24 protein-coding genes, 4 tRNA genes and 1 pseudogene are annotated in these 23,085 nt (G+C 42.1%); 10 read left to right on the top strand and 19 right to left on the bottom strand.

The window, feature by feature from the left end; translation table 11 throughout:
• The first annotated feature begins 2 nt into the window (after positions 1-2).
• Genes BJN41_RS07790 through BJN41_RS07780 form a run of 3 tightly spaced genes read left to right on the top strand, consistent with a single transcriptional unit; the run spans position 3 to position 1,218 of the window.
• Complete coding sequence (locus BJN41_RS07790) at positions 3-536, top strand: Na+/H+ antiporter subunit E (RefSeq protein ID WP_070154373.1); 534 nt, start codon at positions 3-5, stop codon at positions 534-536.
• Positions 533-808: a monovalent cation/H+ antiporter subunit F gene (locus tag BJN41_RS07785; RefSeq protein WP_070154371.1), complete on the top strand. Its 276-nt coding sequence runs from the start codon at positions 533-535 to the stop codon at positions 806-808. The genes BJN41_RS07790 and BJN41_RS07785 overlap by 4 nt, the downstream gene beginning before the upstream one ends.
• A gap of 11 nt (positions 809-819) precedes the next feature.
• On the top strand, positions 820-1,218 hold the full coding sequence (locus BJN41_RS07780; protein ID WP_070154369.1) for a Na+/H+ antiporter subunit G: 399 nt from the start codon (positions 820-822) through the stop codon (positions 1,216-1,218).
• 129 nt (positions 1,219-1,347) lie between these two features.
• Here BJN41_RS07780 and BJN41_RS07775 read toward each other — a convergent pair whose 3' ends face one another.
• The 10 genes from BJN41_RS07775 to tpiA all read right to left on the bottom strand — a co-directional run bounded on the left by BJN41_RS07775 (position 1,348) and on the right by tpiA (position 8,576).
• Positions 1,348-1,752, bottom strand: a complete 405-nt coding sequence (locus tag BJN41_RS07775; protein WP_019836077.1) for a ribosome-binding factor A — start codon at positions 1,750-1,752, stop codon at positions 1,348-1,350.
• Positions 1,752-4,478 (bottom strand): translation initiation factor IF-2, encoded by a 2,727-nt coding sequence (gene infB, locus BJN41_RS07770; RefSeq protein ID WP_019836078.1) that lies wholly within the window; start codon positions 4,476-4,478, stop codon positions 1,752-1,754. Before infB ends, BJN41_RS07775 begins: the two co-directional genes overlap by 1 nt.
• Positions 4,479-4,488: 10 nt before the next feature.
• A complete protein-coding gene (nusA, locus tag BJN41_RS07765) occupies positions 4,489-5,973 on the bottom strand; it encodes a transcription termination factor NusA (RefSeq protein ID WP_019836079.1) in 1,485 nt (494 codons plus the stop codon).
• Between the two features lie 35 nt (positions 5,974-6,008).
• Entirely contained in the window at positions 6,009-6,533 is a 525-nt protein-coding gene (rimP, locus tag BJN41_RS07760; RefSeq protein ID WP_019836080.1) for a ribosome maturation factor RimP, read from the bottom strand.
• 322 nt (positions 6,534-6,855) lie between these two features.
• Positions 6,856-6,932: transfer RNA gene (locus tag BJN41_RS07755), tRNA-Met, on the bottom strand.
• 91 nt (positions 6,933-7,023) lie between these two features.
• Positions 7,024-7,100, bottom strand: a tRNA-Met gene (locus tag BJN41_RS07750).
• Between the two features lie 77 nt (positions 7,101-7,177).
• Positions 7,178-7,254 (bottom strand) — tRNA-Met (locus BJN41_RS07745).
• A 49-nt stretch (positions 7,255-7,303) separates the two neighbouring features.
• A tRNA-Leu gene (locus BJN41_RS07740) sits at positions 7,304-7,388 on the bottom strand.
• A 53-nt stretch (positions 7,389-7,441) separates the two neighbouring features.
• A complete protein-coding gene (gene secG, locus BJN41_RS07735; RefSeq protein ID WP_004975868.1) occupies positions 7,442-7,771 on the bottom strand; it encodes a preprotein translocase subunit SecG in 330 nt (109 codons plus the stop codon).
• A gap of 13 nt (positions 7,772-7,784) precedes the next feature.
• Positions 7,785-8,576, bottom strand: a complete 792-nt coding sequence (tpiA, locus tag BJN41_RS07730; protein ID WP_070154368.1) for a triose-phosphate isomerase — start codon at positions 8,574-8,576, stop codon at positions 7,785-7,787.
• Between the two features lie 278 nt (positions 8,577-8,854).
• Between tpiA and pilB the strand changes: the two genes are divergently transcribed.
• From pilB to coaE, 4 genes are read left to right on the top strand one after another with little or no spacing between them, the layout of a single operon-like run.
• Entirely contained in the window at positions 8,855-10,567 is a 1,713-nt protein-coding gene (gene pilB, locus BJN41_RS07725) for a type IV-A pilus assembly ATPase PilB (RefSeq protein ID WP_070154366.1), read from the top strand.
• A gap of 30 nt (positions 10,568-10,597) precedes the next feature.
• Positions 10,598-11,824: a type II secretion system F family protein gene (locus BJN41_RS07720; RefSeq protein WP_019836082.1), complete on the top strand. Its 1,227-nt coding sequence runs from the start codon at positions 10,598-10,600 to the stop codon at positions 11,822-11,824.
• Positions 11,824-12,684, top strand: coding sequence for a prepilin peptidase (locus BJN41_RS15980; RefSeq protein WP_070154364.1), 861 nt, complete (start codon positions 11,824-11,826; stop codon positions 12,682-12,684). The genes BJN41_RS07720 and BJN41_RS15980 overlap by 1 nt, the downstream gene beginning before the upstream one ends.
• Before the next feature lie 9 nt (positions 12,685-12,693).
• The gene (gene coaE / locus BJN41_RS07710) at positions 12,694-13,302 is read left to right on the top strand and encodes a dephospho-CoA kinase (RefSeq protein WP_070154362.1); all 609 of its coding nucleotides are present in this window, start codon (positions 12,694-12,696) and stop codon (positions 13,300-13,302) included.
• On the opposite strand, the gene BJN41_RS07705 is transcribed toward coaE, so the two are convergent.
• The 3 genes from BJN41_RS07705 to BJN41_RS07695 all read right to left on the bottom strand — a co-directional run bounded on the left by BJN41_RS07705 (position 13,299) and on the right by BJN41_RS07695 (position 15,534).
• A complete protein-coding gene (locus BJN41_RS07705; protein WP_171257430.1) occupies positions 13,299-14,219 on the bottom strand; it encodes a DMT family transporter in 921 nt (306 codons plus the stop codon). The genes coaE and BJN41_RS07705 overlap by 4 nt on opposite strands.
• Before the next feature lie 53 nt (positions 14,220-14,272).
• A complete protein-coding gene (gene rlmB, locus BJN41_RS07700; protein ID WP_070154361.1) occupies positions 14,273-15,022 on the bottom strand; it encodes a 23S rRNA (guanosine(2251)-2'-O)-methyltransferase RlmB in 750 nt (249 codons plus the stop codon).
• A gap of 188 nt (positions 15,023-15,210) precedes the next feature.
• Positions 15,211-15,534: a pyrimidine/purine nucleoside phosphorylase gene (locus tag BJN41_RS07695; protein WP_019836086.1), complete on the bottom strand. Its 324-nt coding sequence runs from the start codon at positions 15,532-15,534 to the stop codon at positions 15,211-15,213.
• 491 nt (positions 15,535-16,025) lie between these two features.
• Between BJN41_RS07695 and recN the strand changes: the two genes are divergently transcribed.
• Positions 16,026-17,687, top strand: coding sequence for a DNA repair protein RecN (gene recN / locus BJN41_RS07690; RefSeq protein ID WP_070154359.1), 1,662 nt, complete (start codon positions 16,026-16,028; stop codon positions 17,685-17,687).
• A 61-nt stretch (positions 17,688-17,748) separates the two neighbouring features.
• Here recN and BJN41_RS07685 read toward each other — a convergent pair whose 3' ends face one another.
• The 6 genes and pseudogenes from BJN41_RS07685 to BJN41_RS07660 all read right to left on the bottom strand — a co-directional run bounded on the left by BJN41_RS07685 (position 17,749) and on the right by BJN41_RS07660 (position 22,303).
• Entirely contained in the window at positions 17,749-18,735 is a 987-nt protein-coding gene (locus BJN41_RS07685) for a CsgG/HfaB family protein (protein ID WP_019836089.1), read from the bottom strand.
• A gap of 56 nt (positions 18,736-18,791) precedes the next feature.
• Positions 18,792-19,394, bottom strand: a complete 603-nt coding sequence (gene lpoB, locus BJN41_RS07680) for a penicillin-binding protein activator LpoB (protein WP_004975849.1) — start codon at positions 19,392-19,394, stop codon at positions 18,792-18,794.
• 13 nt (positions 19,395-19,407) lie between these two features.
• Positions 19,408-19,809, bottom strand: coding sequence for a DUF1425 domain-containing protein (locus tag BJN41_RS07675; protein WP_019836090.1), 402 nt, complete (start codon positions 19,807-19,809; stop codon positions 19,408-19,410).
• 16 nt (positions 19,810-19,825) lie between these two features.
• Entirely contained in the window at positions 19,826-20,950 is a 1,125-nt protein-coding gene (locus BJN41_RS07670) for a hypothetical protein (RefSeq protein WP_227515225.1), read from the bottom strand.
• An 84-nt stretch (positions 20,951-21,034) separates the two neighbouring features.
• Positions 21,035-21,325 (bottom strand): annotated as a pseudogene (locus BJN41_RS15390) (IS30 family transposase); the annotation flags it as partial.
• A 9-nt stretch (positions 21,326-21,334) separates the two neighbouring features.
• Positions 21,335-22,303: an IS30 family transposase gene (locus BJN41_RS07660; RefSeq protein ID WP_014538385.1), complete on the bottom strand. Its 969-nt coding sequence runs from the start codon at positions 22,301-22,303 to the stop codon at positions 21,335-21,337.
• Between the two features lie 294 nt (positions 22,304-22,597).
• Here BJN41_RS07660 and BJN41_RS07655 point away from each other — a divergent pair, with 294 nt between their 5' ends.
• Positions 22,598-22,843, top strand: coding sequence for a type II toxin-antitoxin system RelB/DinJ family antitoxin (locus tag BJN41_RS07655; protein WP_070154357.1), 246 nt, complete (start codon positions 22,598-22,600; stop codon positions 22,841-22,843).
• Positions 22,833-23,085: type II toxin-antitoxin system RelE family toxin (locus BJN41_RS07650; RefSeq protein ID WP_070154355.1), on the top strand; the 253-nt coding region annotated here is incomplete at its 3' end. The genes BJN41_RS07655 and BJN41_RS07650, both read left to right, overlap by 11 nt.

Here is a 23,085-nt window from a genome sequence, read left to right as displayed (position 1 = left end):
ACATGCAAAAAACGAGACCGAAAACTTCGTTTTGGGACAACCTGCTGCCACACCCGTTTGTATCTGTATTGGTGGCACTGAGTTGGCTGATGTTGGCGCATAGTGTTTCTGCAGGAAATCTGTTGATGGCACTGGTTTTGGCACTATTAATTCCCAAATTGATCCAGCMCTTTATCACACGTACACCAGACATCAACTGGACTGCAGCCATTCGCTTATTCTTTGTGGTGGTCTGGGATATTATGATTAGTAATATTCGTGTCGCAAAACTGGTGCTTGGCCCAACAGATCGCATGCAGCCAAAATGGTTCCGTGTCCCTCTCGAAACACAGCACGAACAGGTCAACAGTATTCTGGCGATGATCATTACCACCACACCTGGTACTGTCACGGCTGGTATCGACCAAGATCGTGGTGATATTTTGGTACATGCCTTAAACACTACAGATGAAAGTGTAGATATTCAAGACATCAAAAATCGTTATGAAAAACCACTGATTGAAATTTTTGATGCGCAGTCAGGAGAAAAGCAATGATGATTCTGCCTTATGCACTTGGAATCTGCATGGTTGCGATTACACTTTCCATGTTGTTGTGCTTATACCGTCTGATTATTGGCCCTTCAATTGTGGACCGCCTGTTAGCCTTGGATACCTTATTTTTAAATGCAACCTGCTTGGTGGTAGTTTTGGGTATCTTTTGGAGTACCACCTCCTTTTTTGAAGGTGCATTATTGGTGGCGATGCTAGGATTTGTATCTACTGCTGCACTGGCGCGTTATTTCACAAGCGGTCATGTGATTGATTAAGGAGAATGAACATGCAATTATTCATGGAAATTTTAGTGTCATTCTTTTTAATCATTGGCGCCTTTTTCATGTTGGTGGGCGGCATCGGCATGGTTCGCCTGCCCGACTTATTTATGCGACTACATGCCCCTACAAAATCCAGCACTTTAGGACTAGGCAGTTTCTTAATTGCAGCCATTATTTATGCGGCATTTGAAGGACGATTTGGCTTTCCAGAAGTCTTAATCACCCTATTTGCATTTATTACCGCACCTGTTTCTGCCAATTTAATGGCGCAGGCCGCACTTCATTTACGTTTACGTTCGATGAGTGGTAATGTGCCTGAAACCTTAGATCGTCCATTACCGTGGCAACGCCAACGTCGTAATTTACGTCGCTACGAAAAAAAATCTAATGATGATTTGGTGTAGAGCAAAAAAAAGCATCGTATCCCATATGATCTTGCTTACATTGCAAAAGCTCAAACATGATAGATAAACATTCATTGATTCTGATAGACAAAAAAATGCCACCCGAAGGTGGCATTTTTTATTACTGAGTTATTCTTCATCTTGCTTAGGTGCTGCAGGAGGTAAATCTTTTACCGCTTCTGCAATCAAACCAAACATATAGTTACCGTAGGCATTGGTTTTATCGTAGTGAAAACGCAAACGTGGGGTAATACGTGTCTTAATACGACGGCTTAACTCATGGCGCAAGAAGCCCGATGCTTTATTCAACACATCCAAGGTTTCTTTATTTGCCGCTTCGCTTTGCTCATCGCCTAATTCACGTCCCATGACGGTCACGTACACTTCGGCATATCCTAAGTCTGGGCTCACCTTCACCGCAGAGATGGTCACCAGACCACCTAGGCGTGGATCTTTCAGCTCTTGGCGAATCAGTTCTGACAGCTCGCGCTGTACTGTATCCGCCATACGCTTCAGACGTTGACTACCCGCCATTAAAGACTCCGTTTAATCAATTGAACATCGTACACTTCAATCTTATCAAGTGGTTTGATGTCTTTATAGCCTTTCACTGCAAGACCACATTCCATACCTGCGCGAACTTCTTCGACCACTTCTTTATAACGACGAAGTGACTCAAGCTCACCTTGGAATACCACCACATCATCACGCAATACGCGAATTGGTTTGTTACGGTGAAGTACGCCTTCAAGTACCATACAACCTGCGGCTGCCCCAAACTTACTCGAGTGGAACACTTCACGCACTTCTGCAACACCCAAAATAGTTTCACGATGTTCAGGTGCAAGCTTACCGCTCATTGCATCTTTCACATCATCAATTAATTGATAGATGATACTGTAGTAACGAATGTCAATGCCATCCGCATCGGCTTTTTGACGCGCAGTATTGTCAGCACGTACGTTAAAGCCCAGTAATACAGCTTCTGAAGATTCTGCAAGCGTAACGTCAGACTCGGTGATTGCACCTACGCCTGAACCAATCACACGTACACGTACTTCATCGGTGGACAACTCGCCCAAGGCAACAATCAAGGCTTCCAAAGTACCACGTACATCTGTCTTCAAGACCACATTGACAAATGGAACATCTTTTTTGCCCATAGATGCCATGATGTTTTCAAGACGCATCGCGCTTTGACGCTCAAGACGTTTTTGACGCTCACGATCCATACGCGCATCGGCAACTTCACGTGCTTTCTTCTCGTCATTTACAACAAGAACTTCATCACCCGCCATTGGCGCTTCAGGTAAACCTAAAATTTCAACTGGAATTGAAGGGCCTGCAGATTTAATACGCTTACCGTTTTCATCAGTCATGGCACGAACGCGGCCATAAGATGAGCCTGCAAGTACCAAGTCACCTACATTCAAAGTACCGTTTTGTACCAGAATTGAAGTCACTGCACCACGACCTTTATCTACACGCGCTTCAATCACCACACCTTGCGCTGCACCTTCTTCAGATGCTTTCAATTCCATCATTTCTGCTTGAATTGAAATTAAGTCAAGAAGTTCATCAATACCTTGACCTGAATGCGCTGAAACCATTGCGACAGGTACGTCACCGCCCCATTGTTCAGGTACGATTTGTTTAGTGGTCAATTCATTCAATACGCGGTCTGGATCAGCTGACTCTTTGTCCATTTTGTTAATGGCAACAATGATTGGCGTACCCGCTGCACGCGCATGGTCAATGGCTTCTGCAGTTTGTGGCATCACACCATCATCTGCAGCAACTACCAATACCACGATATCTGTTGCTTTCGCACCACGTGAACGCATTGCGGTAAACGCTGCGTGTCCCGGTGTATCCAAGAAAGTGATAATACCTTTCTCGGTTTGCACGTGGTATGCACCAATGTGCTGGGTAATACCACCCGCTTCGCCTGCAGCCACTTTGGCACGACGAATACGGTCAAGTAACGACGTCTTACCATGGTCAACGTGACCCATGATGGTCACCACTGGTGGACGTGTTGTTTGAACACCACGTGCCTCTTCAGCTGCTTCAAGTAAGTTATCTTCAGCTTGCGTATCCGATACTAAAACTGGGTTATGACCCATTTCTTCAACCACAAGTGCCGCAACTTCTTGCTCAATCGCTTGATTTTGTGTAACTAACTCACCCATTTTCATGAGTGATTTAATCACCTCACGGACTTTAACTGCCATTTTTGCAGCCAAGTCAGCAACCACAATCGTTGCACCAATTTCAACATCATACACTTGTTTTTTAACTGGTTTTTCAAAGCCGTGCTTGTTGGCTTGGCTCGTTTTCAAACCGCGTTTATGTGGATTTTGGCTGAAAGATTGCTCTTCCTGACCACGACGACCACCTTTTTTCGGTGAACGTGTATTAGTGGTACTGGTACCACGCTTAATTTCGCGGTCTTCTTTAGCAAATGAATCTTCATATGCCTGACCCACAAGACCAGCCGCCAATGGAGAATCATCTACAACACGAATAGTCGCGGTGGCATCTTCATTTGAGTATTTAGATGCCATCTGACGCATTTGCTCAAGCGTACGTTGCTGTGCTTCTTCAGCCGCTTTACGACGTGCCGCTTCTTCAGTCGCTTTCAACTGAGCTGCTTGCGCTTCACGCGCTTTCTTTTGCTCAGGTGTTTCAGTGACTTTTACTGCTTGCTTCACAATTGGCTTGTTGGTTGACTTACGTTTCACCACAACCGCAGCTTTCGCAACTTCTTGCTTAGCTGTTTCTTGCTTCGCTGCTGCACGCATTGCATCTAAAGCTTGTTTCGCTTTTACAGCACCTGCTTGAGGCGCATCTGCTTTTGCATTGCTCTTTTCTGTCACGGCACGGGCTTGCTGTTCTGCTTGCGCTTTTTCAGCTGCTTCTGCCTGTGCTTTTGCCAGTGCTTCCGCTTTAATCTGTTCAGGATCAGGCTTTGTAAATGTATGCTTTTTGCGAACTTGTACATTAATCGTTTTCGCTTTGCCCGAAGTACTTGCCACTTTAGCGGTACTGGTGGTTTTACGTTTCAACGTGATTTGTCCTGCTTTACCCTCTTGACCGTGAACCTTTTTTAAATGGTTCACTAGGGTACTTTGTTGTTCCGTGGAAATAATATCGTCAGCATTACGCTGTGGTAAACCTGCGTCACGAACCTGTTCCAGGAGTTTCTCAACTGGACGACCTACACTGAGCGCTAACTCTTTAATCGACTTGTCCGTCATATATTACCTCCTAGTTAAACCATGATTCGCGCGCTTTCATAATCAATTGACCCGCTTTTTCTGTACCTAAACCTTCAATATCTTCGATATCGTCAGTCGCTTGGTCAGCTAAATCATCAACTGTAATGACACCACGAGCGGCAAGCGCATAAGCGATCTCTTGTGTCATGCCTTCCATTGCTAGAAGTTCTTCACTCGGATCTTGGATATTTTCTTGCTGTTGCAATGCATCTGCCAAAGCCACTTCTTTGGCACGACTTTGTAACATTTCAACAAGTTCTTCATCTAAATCAATTTCGTCAAATGTTTCCGCAGGAACATACGCAATTTCTTCTAATGAAGTGAAGCCCATTTCTACCAATGCCATCGCCAAATCTTCAGCAATGTCTAGACGTGAAACAAACAAGTCCAAGTATTGTTGCGCTTCATTTTGCTGACGTGCGTGATACTCTTCTTCAAGCATCATGTTCAGCTTGTAACCTGTGAGTTCAGAGGCTAAACGTACGTTTTGACCTTGTGAACCAATGGCACGCGCTAACTGATCGCTAGTGGCGAAAATAATATCAGCAGTACGTTCTTCTTCATCGATCACAATACCCGATACATCGGCTGGCTCTAAAGCACTGGCGATATATTGTGCAGGATCATCAGACCACACCACAACATCAATACGCTCACCATTTAACTCTTGCTGTACCGCTTGGATACGTGTACCACGCATACCAATACATGCACCTACAGGGTCAATACGGTGGTCGTTGGTTTTTACTGCAATTTTTGCACGTACACCAGGCTGACGCGCTGCCGCTTTAATCTCGATGATTTCTTCAGAAATTTCTGGAATTTCTTTTTTCATCAAAGCAATCAGCATTTCAGGCTTAGCACGTGACAACAACAATTGAGCACCACGACCTTCACGGTTCACACTGTACAAAATTGCATTCACACGCTGCTTAGGACGCAAAATTTCTTTGGCAATCATTTCTTCACGCGCCAAATATGCTTCTGCATTGTCGCCTAAATCAATAATAAAGCCATCTTTGGTTTGCTTTTTCACTTCACCGTAAATCAGCTCGCCTACTTTAGCTTCATAAGCATCTGCAACCAACGCGCGTTCTGCTTCACGAATTTTTTGCACAATCACTTGCTTGGCAATTTGCGCAGCAATACGACCGAAGTCAATTGACTCAACTTCAAGTTCGCGAATATCACCAATTGACCATTGTGCAGGGTCTACATCAGAAATTGCATCTTGGCATGCAGGCATTTCATGATCTTCATCTGCCACCACTTCCCACTGACGGAAAGTTCTGTAGTCACCTGTTTTACGATCAATTTCCACACGTAAGCGTGCTTCTTCTGAGTTTGTGCCTTCATAGAATTTCTTTTTCGTCGCAGCAACAAGAGCCTGTTCAAGCGCCTCAAAAATTGCCTCACGACTTACACCTTTTTCGTTACTAACCGTTTCAACGACGGTAAGAATTTCACGTGCCATAAGTCACCTATTCGTTCAGATTCTTATTAATTTGGTTAATCCTGGTAAATCAGGTTTGCTTTATCAATATTGTGACTGTCAATCTCCAATACCTGCTGTTTTTCCACTTCGACCTGAATGGTTTCATTTTCCAGATCTACAGCAACCAATTTCGCTTGAAATTTACGACGGTTTTCTACAGCACTGATTAAACGTAACGCAATAGTATGCCCAATATACGCAGGCAATTGCTCTAATTGGAAAAATGGACGATCCCAACCAGGTGATGACACTTCAAGTGCATATTCACCTGAAATTGGATCATGCACATCAAGCATTGCACCAACTTGCTGGGTTACACGTACACAATCTTGCACACCAATACCACGACCTTGCTCTAATTCGCCATCTTCATTTAAGACAGGTTCTGCATTTTCATCGACAGCTTTGTCGATATAAATACGTAACAAAGAACGCTTACCTTGTGGAATAAACTCGATTCCCCAAAGATCCACATCACATGCTTGCACTGCTGGCGCAATTAAGTCCTGAAGTGCTTGAGTTTTATTTGATAGCTTCATTTACTCTCGTCATTCTGCTGCGGTTCAATGGTCTTATTTGACCACTACACATTCATACAAACTATAGTAGTAGTGAAACATGACACTTTGACTTTAGGCCGCGCACGGCTTGTATCGACACTACACGATAGCCAATAAAAAAGGGCGTAATCGCCCCTATTCTTGCACAGTAAAACCTATATCCACTGTGCAAAAAGGCCCACCTAGTTGTGAGCCTCTTTAGAAACTTGGCTGTGGGGATTAGACTAAATCTAACCATCTTTGCTAGTTTATTGTGCTGAATTCAATCAACTAAAACTAACGTACCACAGCATTAGAAACTTGGTAGCGGGAGCTGGATTTGAACCAACGACCTTCGGGTTATGAGCCCGACGAGCTACCAGACTGCTCCATCCCGCATCAACGTGCAAAAAATTATATACAAAAATGAATAAGTTTTCAATCAAACTTCTCATATTTGCCTGACTTAAGTTGCACCTTAGTCAGATTTTGGTAGCGGGAGCTGGATTTGAACCAACGACCTTCGGGTTATGAGCCCGACGAGCTACCAGACTGCTCCATCCCGCAACAAAATGTAAATACTTATCTCAACCCAAAAAAATTTAAGTCGCCCACGCTTAATTTACCAAAAGCTTAGGATTGATTGGTAGCGGGAGCTGGATTTGAACCAACGACCTTCGGGTTATGAGCCCGACGAGCTACCAGACTGCTCCATCCCGCATCAACAGATTTGCTGCTTAACACCAACTTATGTTTTCTGGATTATAAGTTGGTGCGGAAGGGGGGACTTGAACCCCCACGCCCGAAAGCACTACCACCTCAAGGTAGCGTGTCTACCAATTCCACCACCACCGCAGCTGTGACGCATTCTAGTCGCATCATGCGAAAAAAGAAAGTGCTAAATAAAATTATTCAGCGCTTTTAGGCGCAGTTGGTGAAGTTTCAGGCGATACTGGCTGTGCAGGGGCAGTCGTTTGCACAGTCTGCAAACTATATGCACCTGTGGTTTGTTTCTTGGCAAACACCGCTAAAGTTAAACTCGTTGCAAAAAACAACGCTGTCAAAATTGCAGTTAAACGCGTTAAAAAGTTGCCTGAGCCTGACGCACCAAATACGGTTGCCGCACCACCGCCACCAAAAGAAGCGCCTGCATCTGCACCTTTACCATGCTGAACCAAAATTAGTCCAATCATTAAAATGGCTAAGATAATATGTACTACCAGCACAAATGTTTGCATGCTGAACTCCTCATTATTGTGTATTTGCAAAGGCTTGCGCAATTTGATGGAACGATGCTGCATTTAAAGATGCACCACCGACCAAAGCACCATTAATGTCTGGGCAGGCTGCTAACTCTACGGCATTTTCTGGTTTTACACTACCACCATATAAAATCGGTAGAGTCACAGCATAAGCGGTGATTTGACTTAAACCTTCACGAATTTTTGCATGCATGGTTTGCGCATCTTCAGGTGATGCTGTCTTGCCTGTGCCAATTGCCCAAATAGGTTCATAGGCAATTACAATCTGTTGCCATTGCTCAGCGTCAACCACGGCAGCAATATCACAAATTTGTTGCAAAACAACTTGCTCTGCCTGACCACTTTCACGTTGTTGCAGACTTTCCCCCACACAATAAATAACAGTCAAACCAGCCTGCAAGGCATTTTTAACTTTTTCATTCAAAATGCTTGGTGTGTCTGCAAATAGTTCACGACGTTCTGAATGCCCAACCAATACATAATCAATTTGACTGTCTTTTAGCAATTCTGCACTGACTTCGCCCGTATATGCACCCAAACCCGCAATACGAGACAGGTCTTGTGCAACGGTATAGACAGGACGTACTGCTTCACTCAAAGCAGCTTGAGTTTGTGTCAAAGCCAAAGTGACAGGTGCAATCCCCAAATGACACTTTTCAGCCTCTACAGGGCTGTCTTGTAATAATTTTTTAAATTCAGAAATAAGTTGCTGAGCATCGGCACGCATCGGATTCATCTTCCAATTGCCAACCACCCAAGGCTTAATCGTCGTAGCCGACATAGAATAACCTGCAAAAACAATTCATTTAATCGCGCACATTCTACACGCAAATCACATTTCTGCTGAGTTTTTTGTGCAAGCTTTGCATCAAACTGCTGCATGAAGTATCTTTTCATGGCAGGACTTACAATTTTTTTAGCAGATTAATGTAACTGGTTCATGCTTTTAGGCGATACTTAGGTGGTGACAGCACTTTCAGATATGGTATTTTTGTGCAACAAAAGTATAATTTTAAAGATACCAATTATAAACAATCTTGATTTTGAGGACGTTGGGGAATGTCAGTACAACAAGCTACACCTAAATTCACAGGTTTTATTCGACGTTTGGTCGAAGACGGGCTCGTTTCTGCTGAGACTATGCAAACCGCCATTATGGCTGCTCACAAAGAAAAAGTAGATATTGTTCCCTATCTCATTCAGAACTTAAATATTTCACCTCTGCTGATTGCTGAAAAAATTTCCAATGAGTTTGGTGAACCTATTTTTGACTTGAGTGTCTATGATTCCGCTTTGATTGTGCGTGAAGGCATCGATGAAAAACTGTTCAGCAAATATTGTCTACTGCCTATTTTTAAGCGTAATCACCTGCTTTACGTTGCGACCAGTAACCCCACCAATATCGAAGCAATGGATGCAATTCGTTTCAACAGTAAAATGAATGTTGAAGCCATTGTAGTTGAACATGACAAATTGGTAAAACTGATTGAACAGAACTTTGCCAACGAATCTAGCTTTGAATTTGAAGATGATGACTTCGATCTCAACTTTGAAGATGGCAATAGCGAACCAGAACAAGCTGCAGAAGATGAACCGCAGGGTGATGAATCCCCAATTGTTAAATACATCAACAAATTACTGATTGATGCAATTCGCATGGGCGCTTCGGACTTACATTTTGAACCGTATGAAAAAACCTATCGAGTGCGTTATCGTGTCGATGGTGTATTACGTCAAATTGCCACACCACCCTTACAGTTAGCCAACCGCTTGGCATCACGTTTAAAAGTGATGTCCCAAATGGATATTTCTGAAAAACGTGTACCGCAAGATGGTCGTATTAAATTAAAACTATCTAAAAACAAGTCCATCGACTTCCGTGTGAACTCGTTGCCAACCTTGTTCGGTGAAAAAATTGTACTGCGTATTCTTGACCCATCTAGTGCGATGCTTGGGATTGACGCTTTGGGTTATGAACCAGAACAAAAAGAATTGTTCATGGAAGCTTTAGAGAAACCGCAAGGCATGTTACTGATTACAGGTCCAACGGGTTCGGGTAAAACGGTATCGCTATATACAGGCTTAAATATCTTAAACAGAGAAGATACCAACATTTCCACCGCCGAAGACCCAGTGGAAATTAACTTAGAAGGTATCAATCAGGTTAACGTTAACAATAAAGTGGGCCTAACCTTCGCAGCCGCTCTGAAATCTTTCTTACGTCAAGACCCTGATATTGTCATGGTGGGTGAGATTCGTGACCTTGAAACTGCAGAAATTGCAATTAAAGCAGCCCAAACAGGTCACATGGTTTTATCTACCCTACACACCAACAGTGCACCAGAAACTTTAACGCGTTTACGCAATATGGGCGTTCCCTCCTTTAACATTGCAACTTCGGTGAACCTCGTCATTGCGCAGCGTTTGGCACGACGCCTATGCCCGCATTGCAAAGCACCTTCTGACATTCCAAGACAAAGTTTATTGGAAATGGGCTTCACTGAAGCCGATTTGAGCAATCCAGAATTTCAGGTCTATCAACCTGTAGGCTGTTCTGAATGCCGTGAAGGTTATAAAGGACGTGTTGGTGTTTATGAAGTGATGAAAGTCACACCAGAAATTTCCAGAATTATTATGGAGGATGGTAATGCCATCCAAATTGCTGATGCGTCAGCAAAATCGGGGTTTAACAATCTGCGTCGTTCGGGGTTACTTAAGGTCATGCAGGGGGTGACTTCATTGCAAGAAGTCAATCGTGTGACCAGTGAATAGTTGTAAAATTTAAAATAAGGATAAATACGCATGGCTGTCAAAAAAGCACAGATGATGCCCACCTTCGTTTATGAAGGGATTGACCGCAAAGGGGCTAAGTTAAAAGGGGAAATTCCAGCGCGTAATATGGCTTTAGCAAAGGTCACATTACGTAAACAAGGGATTACCATCAAGACGATTCGCCAAAAGAAAAAGAATATTCTTGAAGGCTTAATGAAAAAACGGGTGTCGACCTTAGACATCACCATTTTCACGCGTCAGCTTGCCACCATGATGAAAGCAGGTGTGCCTTTGGTGCAAAGCTTTGAGATTGTTGCCGAAGGTCTTGAAAACCCCGCCATGCGTGAAGTGGTTTTAGGCATTAAAGGTGAAGTGGAAGGCGGGAATACCTTTGCTGGCGCATTGCGTAAATATCCTCAATATTTTGACAACCTATTCTGCTCTTTGGTTGAATCTGGTGAACAATCGGGTGCCCTTGAAACCATGCTAGATCGTGTCGCGATCTATAAAGAAAAGAGTGAGTTACTCAAACAAAAAATTAAAAAAGCCATGAAATACCCTGCAACGGTCATTGTGGTAGCCGTGATTGTGACCATTATTTTGATGGTGAAAGTCGTACCCGTATTTGAAGAGTTGTTTAGCTCTTTTGGTGCAGACTTGCCTGCCTTCACTAAAATGGTGGTGAACATGTCACAATGGATGCAGAAATACTGGTTTATTCTGATTATTGTGATTGGGGTCATCATCGCAGGTTTCTTGGAAGCTAAAAAACGCAGTAAAAAATTCCGTGACTTCTTAGACAAAGCGGCACTGAAAGCGCCTATTTTTGGTGACTTGGTTTATAAAGCCATTATTGCACGTTATAGCCGTACTTTAGCCACTACTTTTGCTGCAGGTGTACCCTTAATTGATGCTTTAGAATCCACAGCAGGGGCAACCAATAACGTGGTCTATGAAGAAGCGGTGATGAAAATCCGTGAGGATGTCGCAACAGGTCAGCAGCTACAATTTGCCATGCGTGTCACCAATAAATTTCCCTCTATGGCGGTACAAATGGTGGCCATTGGTGAAGAATCAGGTGCGCTAGATGCCATGCTAGATAAAGTCGCAACCCACTATGAAAACGAAGTCGACAACGCAGTAGATGGTTTAACCTCAATGATGGAGCCGTTGATTATGTCTGTCTTGGGTATTTTAGTGGGTGGTTTAGTTGTCGCCATGTACCTTCCAATCTTCCAAATGGGTTCTGTGGTTTAATGCAAGAATTAATCGCGTACTTTATTCAAAATCCAACTGCGCTCTATATCGCAGTTGGACTTTTTAGTTTATGTATTGGCAGTTTTTTGAATGTGGTAATTTATCGCACCCCAAAAATGATGGAGCAGGAATGGCGTAATGACTGTCAAATGTTGTTACATCCTGAACAAGCCATTATTGATGAAAGTAAAATCACCCTGAGTAAACCTGCATCGACCTGCCCCAAATGTCATCACCCAATTCATTGGTATCAAAATATTCCTGTGCTGAGTTGGTTGGTATTACGCGGTAAATGTGGCAACTGCCAAAACCCGATCAGCATACGTTATCCACTGGTTGAAGTATTAACCGCTGTTTGCGCCTTAGTTGTACTTGCAGTATTTGGCCCAACCGTACAAATGCTGTTTGGTTTGCTGCTCACTTACACTTTGATTGCACTCACCTTCATTGATTTCGATACACAACTCTTGCCAGACCGTTATACCTTGCCTTTGGCTGCACTGGGTTTGGCGGTCAACAGCTATGCCATTTATACTTCGCCGACGTCGGCAATTTGGGGCTATGTAATTGGCTTCCTGTGTCTTTGGGTGGTGTATTACCTGTTTAAAATCGTCACAGGTAAAGAAGGCATGGGCTATGGTGACTTCAAGCTCCTTGCCGCTTTAGGCGCATGGATGGGGCCAATGATGTTGCCGTTGATTGTGCTGCTATCGTCCTTAGTCGGGGCGATTATTGGTATTATTCTGTTAAAAGTGCGTAAAGAAAACCAACCCTTTGCGTTTGGTCCGTATATCGCCATTGCGGGCTGGATTGCCTTTTTATGGGGCGAACAAATCATGAAAGTATATTTGGGACAATAAGGACAGCACATGCGTTTTGTTTTGGGTCTAACAGGAGGAATTGGCAGTGGCAAGTCTGCAGCTAGTGCATGGTTCGAGACCCAAGGCATTGTTGTAGTCGATGCAGATGTTGTTGCACGCGAAGTGGTCGAAAAAGGACAATCTACCTTAAAGCAAATTCAACAACACTTTGGCGATTGGGTTTTACTTGAAAATGGTGAACTAGATCGTCGCGCCCTACGTGAATATATTTTCAAAGAACCAAGTGCACGACAAGCACTTGAAAAAATCACCCACCCTGCAATTCGTGAATCGATTATCCAACAATTAAATGCTGCCAACAGCCCCTACGTGGTTTTGGTTTCACCACTCTTGTTTGAAACCAATCAACATCAATTGACCCAACATACATTATTGATTGATGCCACTGAAGCACTTCAAATTCACCGTGCCTCACAACGTGACGGTCAAACGGTTGAACAAATTCATAAAATTATTCAAGCACAAATGCCACGTGCTGAAAAACAACGCCTGGCCAATGATATTGTGCTGAACGATGGGCATTTAGATCATTTGTATAGCAAACTTGAAGTATTGCATCCGCAGTATTTAAAGCGAGCGATGCAGCAAGCCAATTAATCTGACTTTTGTTTTTGCTCGTCAAGTTGGGCTTTTAAGGTGTCAGCTCGTGCCCACCAACGCCAAGGTTGCAAAGCGCCAAACCCCATACCTATCAAACCGCATACAATTGCTAGACTCAACGGCTCACCTAATAATGGAACAGCAAAAATCGCAGCGATAAACGGCGCCAAGGTCACAATACTGCCAGTTTTGAATGCTCCCAAACGCTTAATTGCCTCGACATAGCTAAGGGTTGCGATGATCACCACAAATACCCCATGAAAAATAGTTTGCAGCAATAAATGAATCGGTTCGGGTGTGCTGAGTTGTTTTGGGAAAAACAGTAAATAAATCGGGACATAGACTATCGCCGACCAAATGGCGACACCTGCCATAGCATGCCAAGCAGAGAGCTTCCATTGTCTTAATAAAACCGTAAACACGCCCCACCAAATGGCACTCATGAAAAACAACCCGTCACCAAGCCCAAAAGCAACGCCTGTTTCTTGATACATCAGCGCACTCATACCCCCAATGGCGGTCAGCATAATCACAATACTGATCCAGGTATGGCGATCAAAAGGTATTCGAAATAATACCCAAGCCCCAATGGCGGTACAAACAGGAATACAACCATTTAGAAAAATGGCAGCATGAGCAGCTGGCACATAATGAAAAGCACTATACGCAGTCAGGCAATAGCCTACTCCACCAATCATTGCCAAAATAAAAGGCTCTTTTTTCCATAAAAATTCGGTATCTTTTTTCCAGATAAGAATCGGCATTAAAATACAAAAAGCCAAAGCAAAACGTAAGGCGGTAATATCCCAAGCGCTGATCTGCCATTGTGCATTCAGCCGAGCAGTTAGGGTAAAACCACCCCAAATGCACATGGTAACAAATACCAAAGCATAACCTTGCTTTTGGGGAGACAGACGAATCACAGTGTTGAAGACATCAATAGAATAGCAAATACAAAAATCAGCAATTAAGCCTGACGCTGACGGCAAGCTTCATACAATGTCATGCCTGCTGCAACACTAACATTCAGACTTTGCAGATTTCCTGCCATTGGAATAAATACGGTTTGATCACATTGTGACTGGGTAATTGGGCGTAAACCTGTATCTTCTGCGCCCATCACCACGCATACTGCTGTGCCTGTAAAATCAAATTGCTGAATTGGTAAAGCTTTTTCATCCAGCATTGTCCCTACCACGCGCACATTAAATTCTTGTTTCAAATGTGCCAAAGTACGTGCCAAATTAGTGACTTGGATAAATTTAACTTTTTCAGCGCCACCTGCAGCCACTTTGCGTGCAGTTGGAGTTAAACTTGCTGAACGATCACGCGGCACAATCACGGCAGCAACACCCATGGCTGCAGCAGTACGAATACACGCGCCTAAATTATGTGGGTCAGTGACTTGGTCTAGCGCCAAAAGTAAAGGCTTACTATCGGCCTGCAACAAGGTGTCCAAGTCTTTTTCATTCAGGGTTGGATGGGGGCGCACTGCAGCCACCACCCCTTGATGAAACGGCAAACCTGCCAGTTTTTCCAAGCTGTCACGACTGGCTTTTTGCACACTAATGCCAAATGGTTCGGCAAGTTCTAAAATTTTTTGTAAACGCTGATCATCACGTCCTTTTAAAGTAAAAAGAGTTAAAACTCGCTCTGGCTCAAGCTCCAATAATGACTCCACCGAGTGAACGCCATAATAATATTCAGGTTTTGCCATGAACGACCTCTAATTAATTACACCTATAAACCAGCGAAAACGAAAAATCCTGCAAAGCTGACTTCACAGGATTTCAATCAGATCTAGTTTAACCGATTCAGGTGAAAATTTGTTAATTCAATTCCGACCTTTTGAGTGTTCAAGCAGGAAAAATTGATAACTCAGTTAATACCCTATTGATCGCTTGATTAACCTTCTAAGTGACACACGTAATCAAGCACTTCGTCGGTTTCAATGCTGAAACGGCTATTGCCAGGCACATAGAATGACTGACCAGCGCGGAATAATTCACTTTCTTCGCTATCGGCAATTTTGACACGACATTCACCTGAAATAATTTCCATACGTTCAGGCACATGCGTTTCGAAAATCAAGGCTTGTTCGGTCGGTAAAATTACCCCTAAGGTTTTTTTGGTACCGTCTTCAAATTGCACCGTATGACTGATGCATTGCCCACCAAAATAGACATTCGACTTTTTTACAACAGATACATGATCAAACTGAGCTGACATGCGTATTCTCCAGGTAACGCGTTTTTATATTTTTGACTGATGTAGTTTAATTCTGTCCTCAGAACTAATCAATCTGTGTTTACAGTGGGCTTTGCGTAAACTGAATCATGTTTCGAATACGCAGTATGCAACACGCTAACGGCATAGTCTAAGCCAATGCCAAAGGCATTCAAAGTACTCTGCAGATTCATCCCCACTAAAGTGCTAAATCTGAATGTGAAACAGATCACAAATAGTATGTGTATCATTTAAGTTTCACCCGATCAGGCAGCATCTAAAAACTTCCTAAGCGAATATACTGCAATTTGATGACTATCAAATGAAATGGTCAACGAATCTTGCGTTTTATATAGGATGCTTATCGGGTACATTTTTTGTTGTTTGTGCTGCAATTTAAGCTAGAATTAAACAGACGAAAATAACAGCCTTGTTATGGCATTTCCAAAACTTAACTCTCTTTCACTGACACTTTTCGCAGCTTGGATGCGTTTATGCTGACTCATTTAACACTGATTAACTTTGCCCTTGCCGACCACTTAGCACTGGATATTGAAACAGGTTTTAACGTTCTCACAGGGGAAACAGGTGCTGGTAAATCCTTACTATTAGATGCTCTCTCTGCCTGTTTAGGTGAACGTACCGATACCAATTATGTGCGTTTTGGCTCAGATAAAGCCGATGTGACTGCGAGTTTCAGTTATCAGGACAATAGCCCTGAAGCACAATGGCTAAAAGAACATGAATTAGATGATGAGTCTGGTGAAATCCATTTACGTCGGGTAATTTTTGCCACAGGACGCAGCAAGGCATGGATTAATGGACGCCCAAGCAGTTTGTCAGAGCTGAAAGAAATTGGACGCTTGCTAGTACAGCTATATAGCCAGCACAGCCAACAACAATTGTTGGAACCGCCTTATCCAAAGCACTGGCTTGATCGTTATTATAATTTTTATACCCCTGCCCAAGCAGTACGTGATGCTTATAGTACCTGGCAAAAAAATATCCGACAGCATCAGGCGGCGCTGGATGCACAGGCAACTCGCAAGCAGCGCATCGAAACTCTAAACTTACAGCTCGAAGAACTCGAAGAACTGGTACAAATCGATTATAAGGAGATTGAACAAGAGTTTGATCGCCTAAGCCATCATGAACATATCATGCAGGACTGCAGTTATAGCTTAAATGCTTTAGACGAAGCCGAGCCAAACATCACTCAGGAAATTGCTTCTATTATTCGCCGCTTGGAGTCTCATGCGGGGCGCAGTGAACAATTATCAGAAATTTATAACTCATTGTTAAATGCGCAAAGTGAATTAGATGATGCGACAGCCAATTTACGTCAGTTTATTGATCGTCAAAGCTTTGACCCTGAACGCATGGAAGAACTGAATCAAAAATTAGAAGTCTTTCATCGTTTAGCGCGTAAATACCGCACACAACCTGAATTATTAAAACAAGAATTTGATACTTGGCAAACTGAGCTCACTGCTTTACATGAACTAGAAGACCCTGAAACTTTGGCAGAACAAGTCGAAGTGGCACATCAGGACTTTTTAGCCAAAGCACAACATTTAGATGACATCCGTCGTGAAGCAGCCGCACCACTTGCCAAACAACTGACCGAACAAGTCAAACAGTTGGCACTGCCTGAGGCACATTTTGAATTTAAGTTTGAACCTTTAGAGCCGGTTTCTGCAGAGGGATTAAGTTTTATTCAACTACTGTTTACTGCCAACAAAGGTATTCCTGCTCAGCCATTAGCACGTGTGGCTTCTGGTGGCGAATTATCGCGGATTGCCTTGGTCATGCAAGTCATGAATGCCGAAAAAACTGAAGCTGAAGTTTTGGTTTTTGATGAAATTGATGTCGGGATTAGTGGTGGTACTGCTGAAATTGTGGGGCGTTTGCTCGCAGGTTTGGCGCAACACGTTCAAATTTTATGTATTACCCACCAAGCGCAAGTAGCTGCACAGTCTGATCAGCACCTTTTGGTGAAAAAGCGTCAGACCGACCCTGCTAGCAGTACCATTGTTGAATTAGAAGAAGATGCGCGTATTTTAGAATTAGCGCGTATGACTGGCGGTGTTGAAATTAATGACACTACCTTGCAACACGCCAAACAATTACGCCAATTGAAGTTTCAACAGGCTTAAAAAATAAATCCCCTGATTTTCAGGGGGATTTATTTAGGTCTAAAACAGGCTCAATCATTATTTACCATTTCACAGGTTGGTCACTTGAACCGGGCGTCATTTCATAACCTGGAGAGGTGTCATAAAATTGATTACTAGAAGATTGCACAGGGTGTAGTTTAAGACCCTGTAAAATTTCAGGATTTAAACTTTGGGCAATCTTATCTGCAGTACTATCATTTAAACTATTATTTAAAAGATTCTGTGTCATCAAGTTTGATAAGGTACGATTAAAAGTCCCTGCCGCAACCACCTTACTGGTATTCGCCTCAATCACTCGCCACGTTAAACGCACCTGCTCTGCACCAGCATTTAATCCATACATTTGTTGACCGCTAGCAACTGACAAATCGTTAATACGCCCCACGAGTAAATAATCAGCACCTACTTTTTGACCAATACGCGCTAACTCATGCGGTGCACCATCCCAATACAGGAAGTCATTTTCAAATTGCATTTCATCTATGTAATGACGATCAACAACACTTAACTGCCCTGACTGTGCTAAATAAGTACCTAAAGTATCTGATAATTCTTGACTAAACTCAGAAGCAGAAGCACCGCTGGCTAAGCGGTTATTTTTTTCTGCCATTTGAAATGGCAAGACCGCAATACGGCGCATGTGTTGATCTTGTACAGTAGATTCAAACTTCACAACATGAGCGCGAACTTTAGCGCGATAATTATTTTTAGCACCAGAAACACTCAAGACCTGAAACTTGGTGACAGAACCCGAACCTTGATTGGCTACACTAAATACAGGTGAAACTTTACCCGTATATGTCCAGCCCTGATTATTTACAGATAAAGAAACTGTTTCTTCATAATTCATTTGTGACGATACCGAAGCACCATTCACCGATTGAACTGCAATCAATAATGCTTCAGAAATAGCTTGGTGTTGTGTTGGACCACTACCCGTTGCCTCTTTAATCACTTCTTTAATCGCAGCAAAAGCAGGACTGCACAATAATCCAGATAATAAGCCTGCAAATAATATTTTTTTCATGTTCTATTCTTCAACAGCAACTGCGCTTATCACAGCGCAGTTGCTTTCAGATTAAATTAAAGACCAAAAGTTGAGCGCTTTGCTGCCTTACGGATTTCTTTTTCGCCTGTCCACTCTACAATGCCAGTTTGTAAGTTCTGCAATTTAAATGTGAACTTGTAATACACATCGCTCTTACCACCTGCATTTTTTACAATACTAGATAGATTGCCATTGAGCATATATTCAGCACCGATATGTCCACCAGTACGCACTGCAGTCGCTTGATTGACCATGCCGCTTTGTTTTTGATAGGCAAGTTGCTGCGCCATCGCATTGACAGATTTCATATCTACAAAACGGAACTTCCCTGAATTAATTAATTTGTTCTGAATCGTATCTGTAATAGATTCTGTATCGATATGTTCTTGTGTCTTGTTATGAATACGATCAAGTACAATGACTGGACGACGAGTTTGCGTCATTTGCACCACAGGTGGGAAGGTCAGCATATCATCCACCATCTTTGCAGCAATCATTTGTAGATCTGTCGATCCAAAATCTTTCGTTAAAGTTTCTACAGCCTGAGCATCACCATAACTCACTGCACTACCCGTTGTTGCACAACCTGTTGCCAAAACAGAAGTTGCTACCACAGCCATGATTAACTTTGCATTCATTGCTCTATCTCACTTATTTCTTTAAATACACAACAACATCTACAGCCGATGGATTTGGTGCTAAAGATTGCACGCCCTTCACCTCTCGACCCGTTAACTGAATTGGTTTCCAAATCGCACCTTCAGGGTTCACTTCTGCCCCATGCGCATCGACCCATACGATTTTGTAGCTAAAATCTTTGTTATTGAAACGGCGGTTTTTAATGGCAATTGATGCCTTTTTTAAGTCGCCTGCCATGGACATTCCCACACGCTCAACAAATACCTCAGTGGTTAAGACTGGGTTATTGGTAATGGTGCGAATACTTACTTCGTTATTTGCATCTGTCTGTGTAGACAAAGCATTAGGGGCTGTACATCCAACCATCGCCGCAGCACTAAGAGCGAGTAATGCGAGTTTTAACTGATTTTTCATAAAGTTCTCTTCAATATTATTGGCGTGGAATACTACTTACACTTGCTGTAATTTTGTCATTCACATGATGTGCATAAACAAATACTGTCTCATTGGCTTTTACATCCAACTTCACAGAGGAGCTTGACAAATTACCTGACGATAACTGTAAGTTGTGTGTCCCTGGTGTTAAGTTCAGACGTGCAATTTGCGTATTACTTGGCAAAGTTGTCCAAGCTCGTAAATCTGCTCGCTCGGTTGCCATATTGAGCACGTTACCTGCCAATTGCCCTAAAACACCAAATTGGTTACCAAGCTCTTTTTGAGCAGCATATTTGGCTGTGGCACGAATCACTTGGGTTGTTAAAGTTCCAACGACTTTTTCTTTTAAGTCTTTGACAGCCAATGCACCAATATCACTAATCACATAACTGTCTTGCAAAACTCGATTATTCAGCTTCACTTTCAGGCTTTTAGGTGCAACATAAGTGCTAGGTTCATAAGTTGCAAAAGCAATGTTGATAATGCCGCCCGGAGTCGGAATATCTAACTTATTTTCAACTTTCTGTGGAACGATACCTTGTTCAATAAATACAATAACAGGCACACTACTATTACTTTGTTTTGCAACCAATTGATCTAAACGCTTTACATCCTTAGCAATCTGCTCATCAGGCTGTAACTCATAAGCTTTTTTGTAATCCACCAAAGCATCGTTATATTCGCCTAAGGTTTCCCACAAGTTAGCAGCCATGTAAAAAGCATAAGCATTTTGATAAGTATTCTTAATCTTGCCCGCAATTGGATCTAAGCCAACAAATGCCTCATCTAAAACATGCAATGCGGCATTTGAAGATGCATTTGCTTTTGTATTTTTCTCTTTTTTCTTTTCAAACTCAGCCTGATGCGCCAGTTCAATTTCACGCTGAATACCCTGTGCAACACGCATTTCTACAGCAGCAGCCTCAAGGTTTTTTAGAAAAATATAATTTTTGGCTTGAGAAATATGTGCCAATACCTGTTCATGAGGTGGCACCAAATAAGGCACCACCGAATCATTACTCACCATAGAAAGTGCTTTAAATCCGACCCGACTCAGACTAATTTTTGCACGACTTTTTTGTTTATCTAGCAATTCAAAAGCCTGCTTATAATGATTCAAACTTTCTTCATACTGATGATTGACTTGTAATAAACGTGCCTGCTCCAGTAAATATAGTACGCCGTCTTTTGAATCTAGGCGAATTCAAACATGAGGTGCGACAGTTTGAAAAGTCTTATGATAATCAACAAGCTGAGCAAATTTCTCTAATGGTGTAAGCCAATCTAACGCTTTTCTAGGACGAGTATTCAGTGACATGGCAACTTGATTTAAATAATGCTGATCTGCCTGATTTAAATCAATCCCTTTAGGTAAATATTGCCTAATTAAACCATTCATATTTTCGCATGTGCCTTTTTGCCAGGGTGAATGTGGGTCACAGAAATATACATCTATGCCTAAATCTTCTTCAAGTATTTTATGTTCTGCCATCTCGTGGCGAATTCAAACATGAGGTGCGACAGTTTGAAAAGTCTTATGATAATCAACAAGCTGAGCAAATTTCTCTAATGGTGTAAGCCAATCTAACGCTTTTCTAGGACGAGTATTCAGTGACATGGCAACTTGATTTAAATAATGCTGATCTGCCTGATTTAAATCAATCCCTTTAGGTAAATATTGCCTAATTAAACCATTCATATTTTCGCATGTGCCTTTTTGCCAGGGTGAATGTGGGTCACAGAAATATACATCTATGCCTAAATCTTCTTCAAGTATTTTATGTTCTGCCATCTCGCGTCCACGGTCATAGGTCAACGTTTTACGCAGTTCTGCAGGTAAATATTTCAGAGCTTCAGTTAAAGCCTTGCGCACTGATTCTGCCTTTGCATCAGGTAATGTTGCCAAGATACAGAGCCGTGTATTTCGTTCAATAAGTGTTGCTATCGAACTTTTATTGTCTTTACCTTTAATTAAATCAGCTTCCCAATGACCCGGTATTTTTCTTTCTTGAACTTCGGCTGGGCGCTCATGAATAGTTTTAATATCCTGTAATATAGAATCTTTTTTAGGTTCACCGTTAGCTTTTCGCTTTTTATTTTCATGACGCAGACAGGATAATAAGTCTTTTTTCAACTCACCCTTTGGTAATGCTCGTATCGTTGAATAAATCGTTGTATGGCTTACATTCATTGTTTGATCCAAATCAGGAAATGTCTTTAAACGCTTTGCTATTTGCTGAGGAGACCATAAACAACGGATCGCTTCAACAATAAATTTCCAGAGGATTGAATCGATTTTGAGTTTTCTGTGACCACGTCTACGTCTAGCGAAGGTGTTATCAGAAGCATATCGAGCTTGATAAACGTCATTGATGCTATTTCTTTTAAGCTCACGATAGATCGTACTAGGATGTCTTTTAATGAGTTCAGCAAATTTTCTGGCTGAAAAGCCTTCTTTTCTTGACTCAAGCATTAATGCAGTACGATCTTCAAAGTTAAGATGATGGTATGACAATTTTATATACTCCATAAACCCTTTAAATTAATTAGGTGGTTTATGTCGCACTTCAAGTTTTACTCTGCCTAGTTATTCAATAGAATATAAATTACAATTACTAATTGAACGAAAAAACTTCAATTTGAAATTTCAAAAACTTGATTTTCCCACTAAACAACTATCCATTTAACATAGTGGTTGTTATACGAACTATCTTTGTAATGCATATTGCATTACAATATTCTCATGCATTCAATAAATGGGAAAATGATGGCTACTGTTAATTTCAGGGTCGATGAAGCCCTTAAAGAAAAGTCTTATTCCATCCTAAAAGAACAAGGAATTGCACCTACTGAGTTCTTTACTAATATTCTTGAATATATTGCTACGACTGGAAAGCTTCCAGTACAAAAAGCTTTACTCTCAGAGGAAGATGCTGATTTATTAGCTCTTGTTCGCAAACGTGTTAATGATCCTAAAGAGATGTTCGAGGAAGTCACATTAGATGACTTATAAGCTTTTACGTCATAAGGACTTCACTGCAGAATGGGAAAAGCTTCCTAGTGCTATACGAGATCAATTCAAGAAAAAATTAGCTAAGGTAATAGAGCAACCACATATTCCAAAGAATATGCTTAAAGGTGATCTTGCAGGCTGCTATAAAATAAAATTATTAAAAGCTGGTGTCCGACTTGTTTACCAGGTCAAAGATGATCAGGTAGTTATTTTGCTAATTACCGTTGGAAAACGAGCTGATA

The organism is Acinetobacter towneri (assembly GCF_001758345.1).
In the GTDB taxonomy this organism is placed as follows: domain Bacteria; phylum Pseudomonadota; class Gammaproteobacteria; order Pseudomonadales; family Moraxellaceae; genus Acinetobacter; species Acinetobacter towneri_A.
This window is presented reverse-complemented; position numbering and strand designations above follow the sequence as displayed.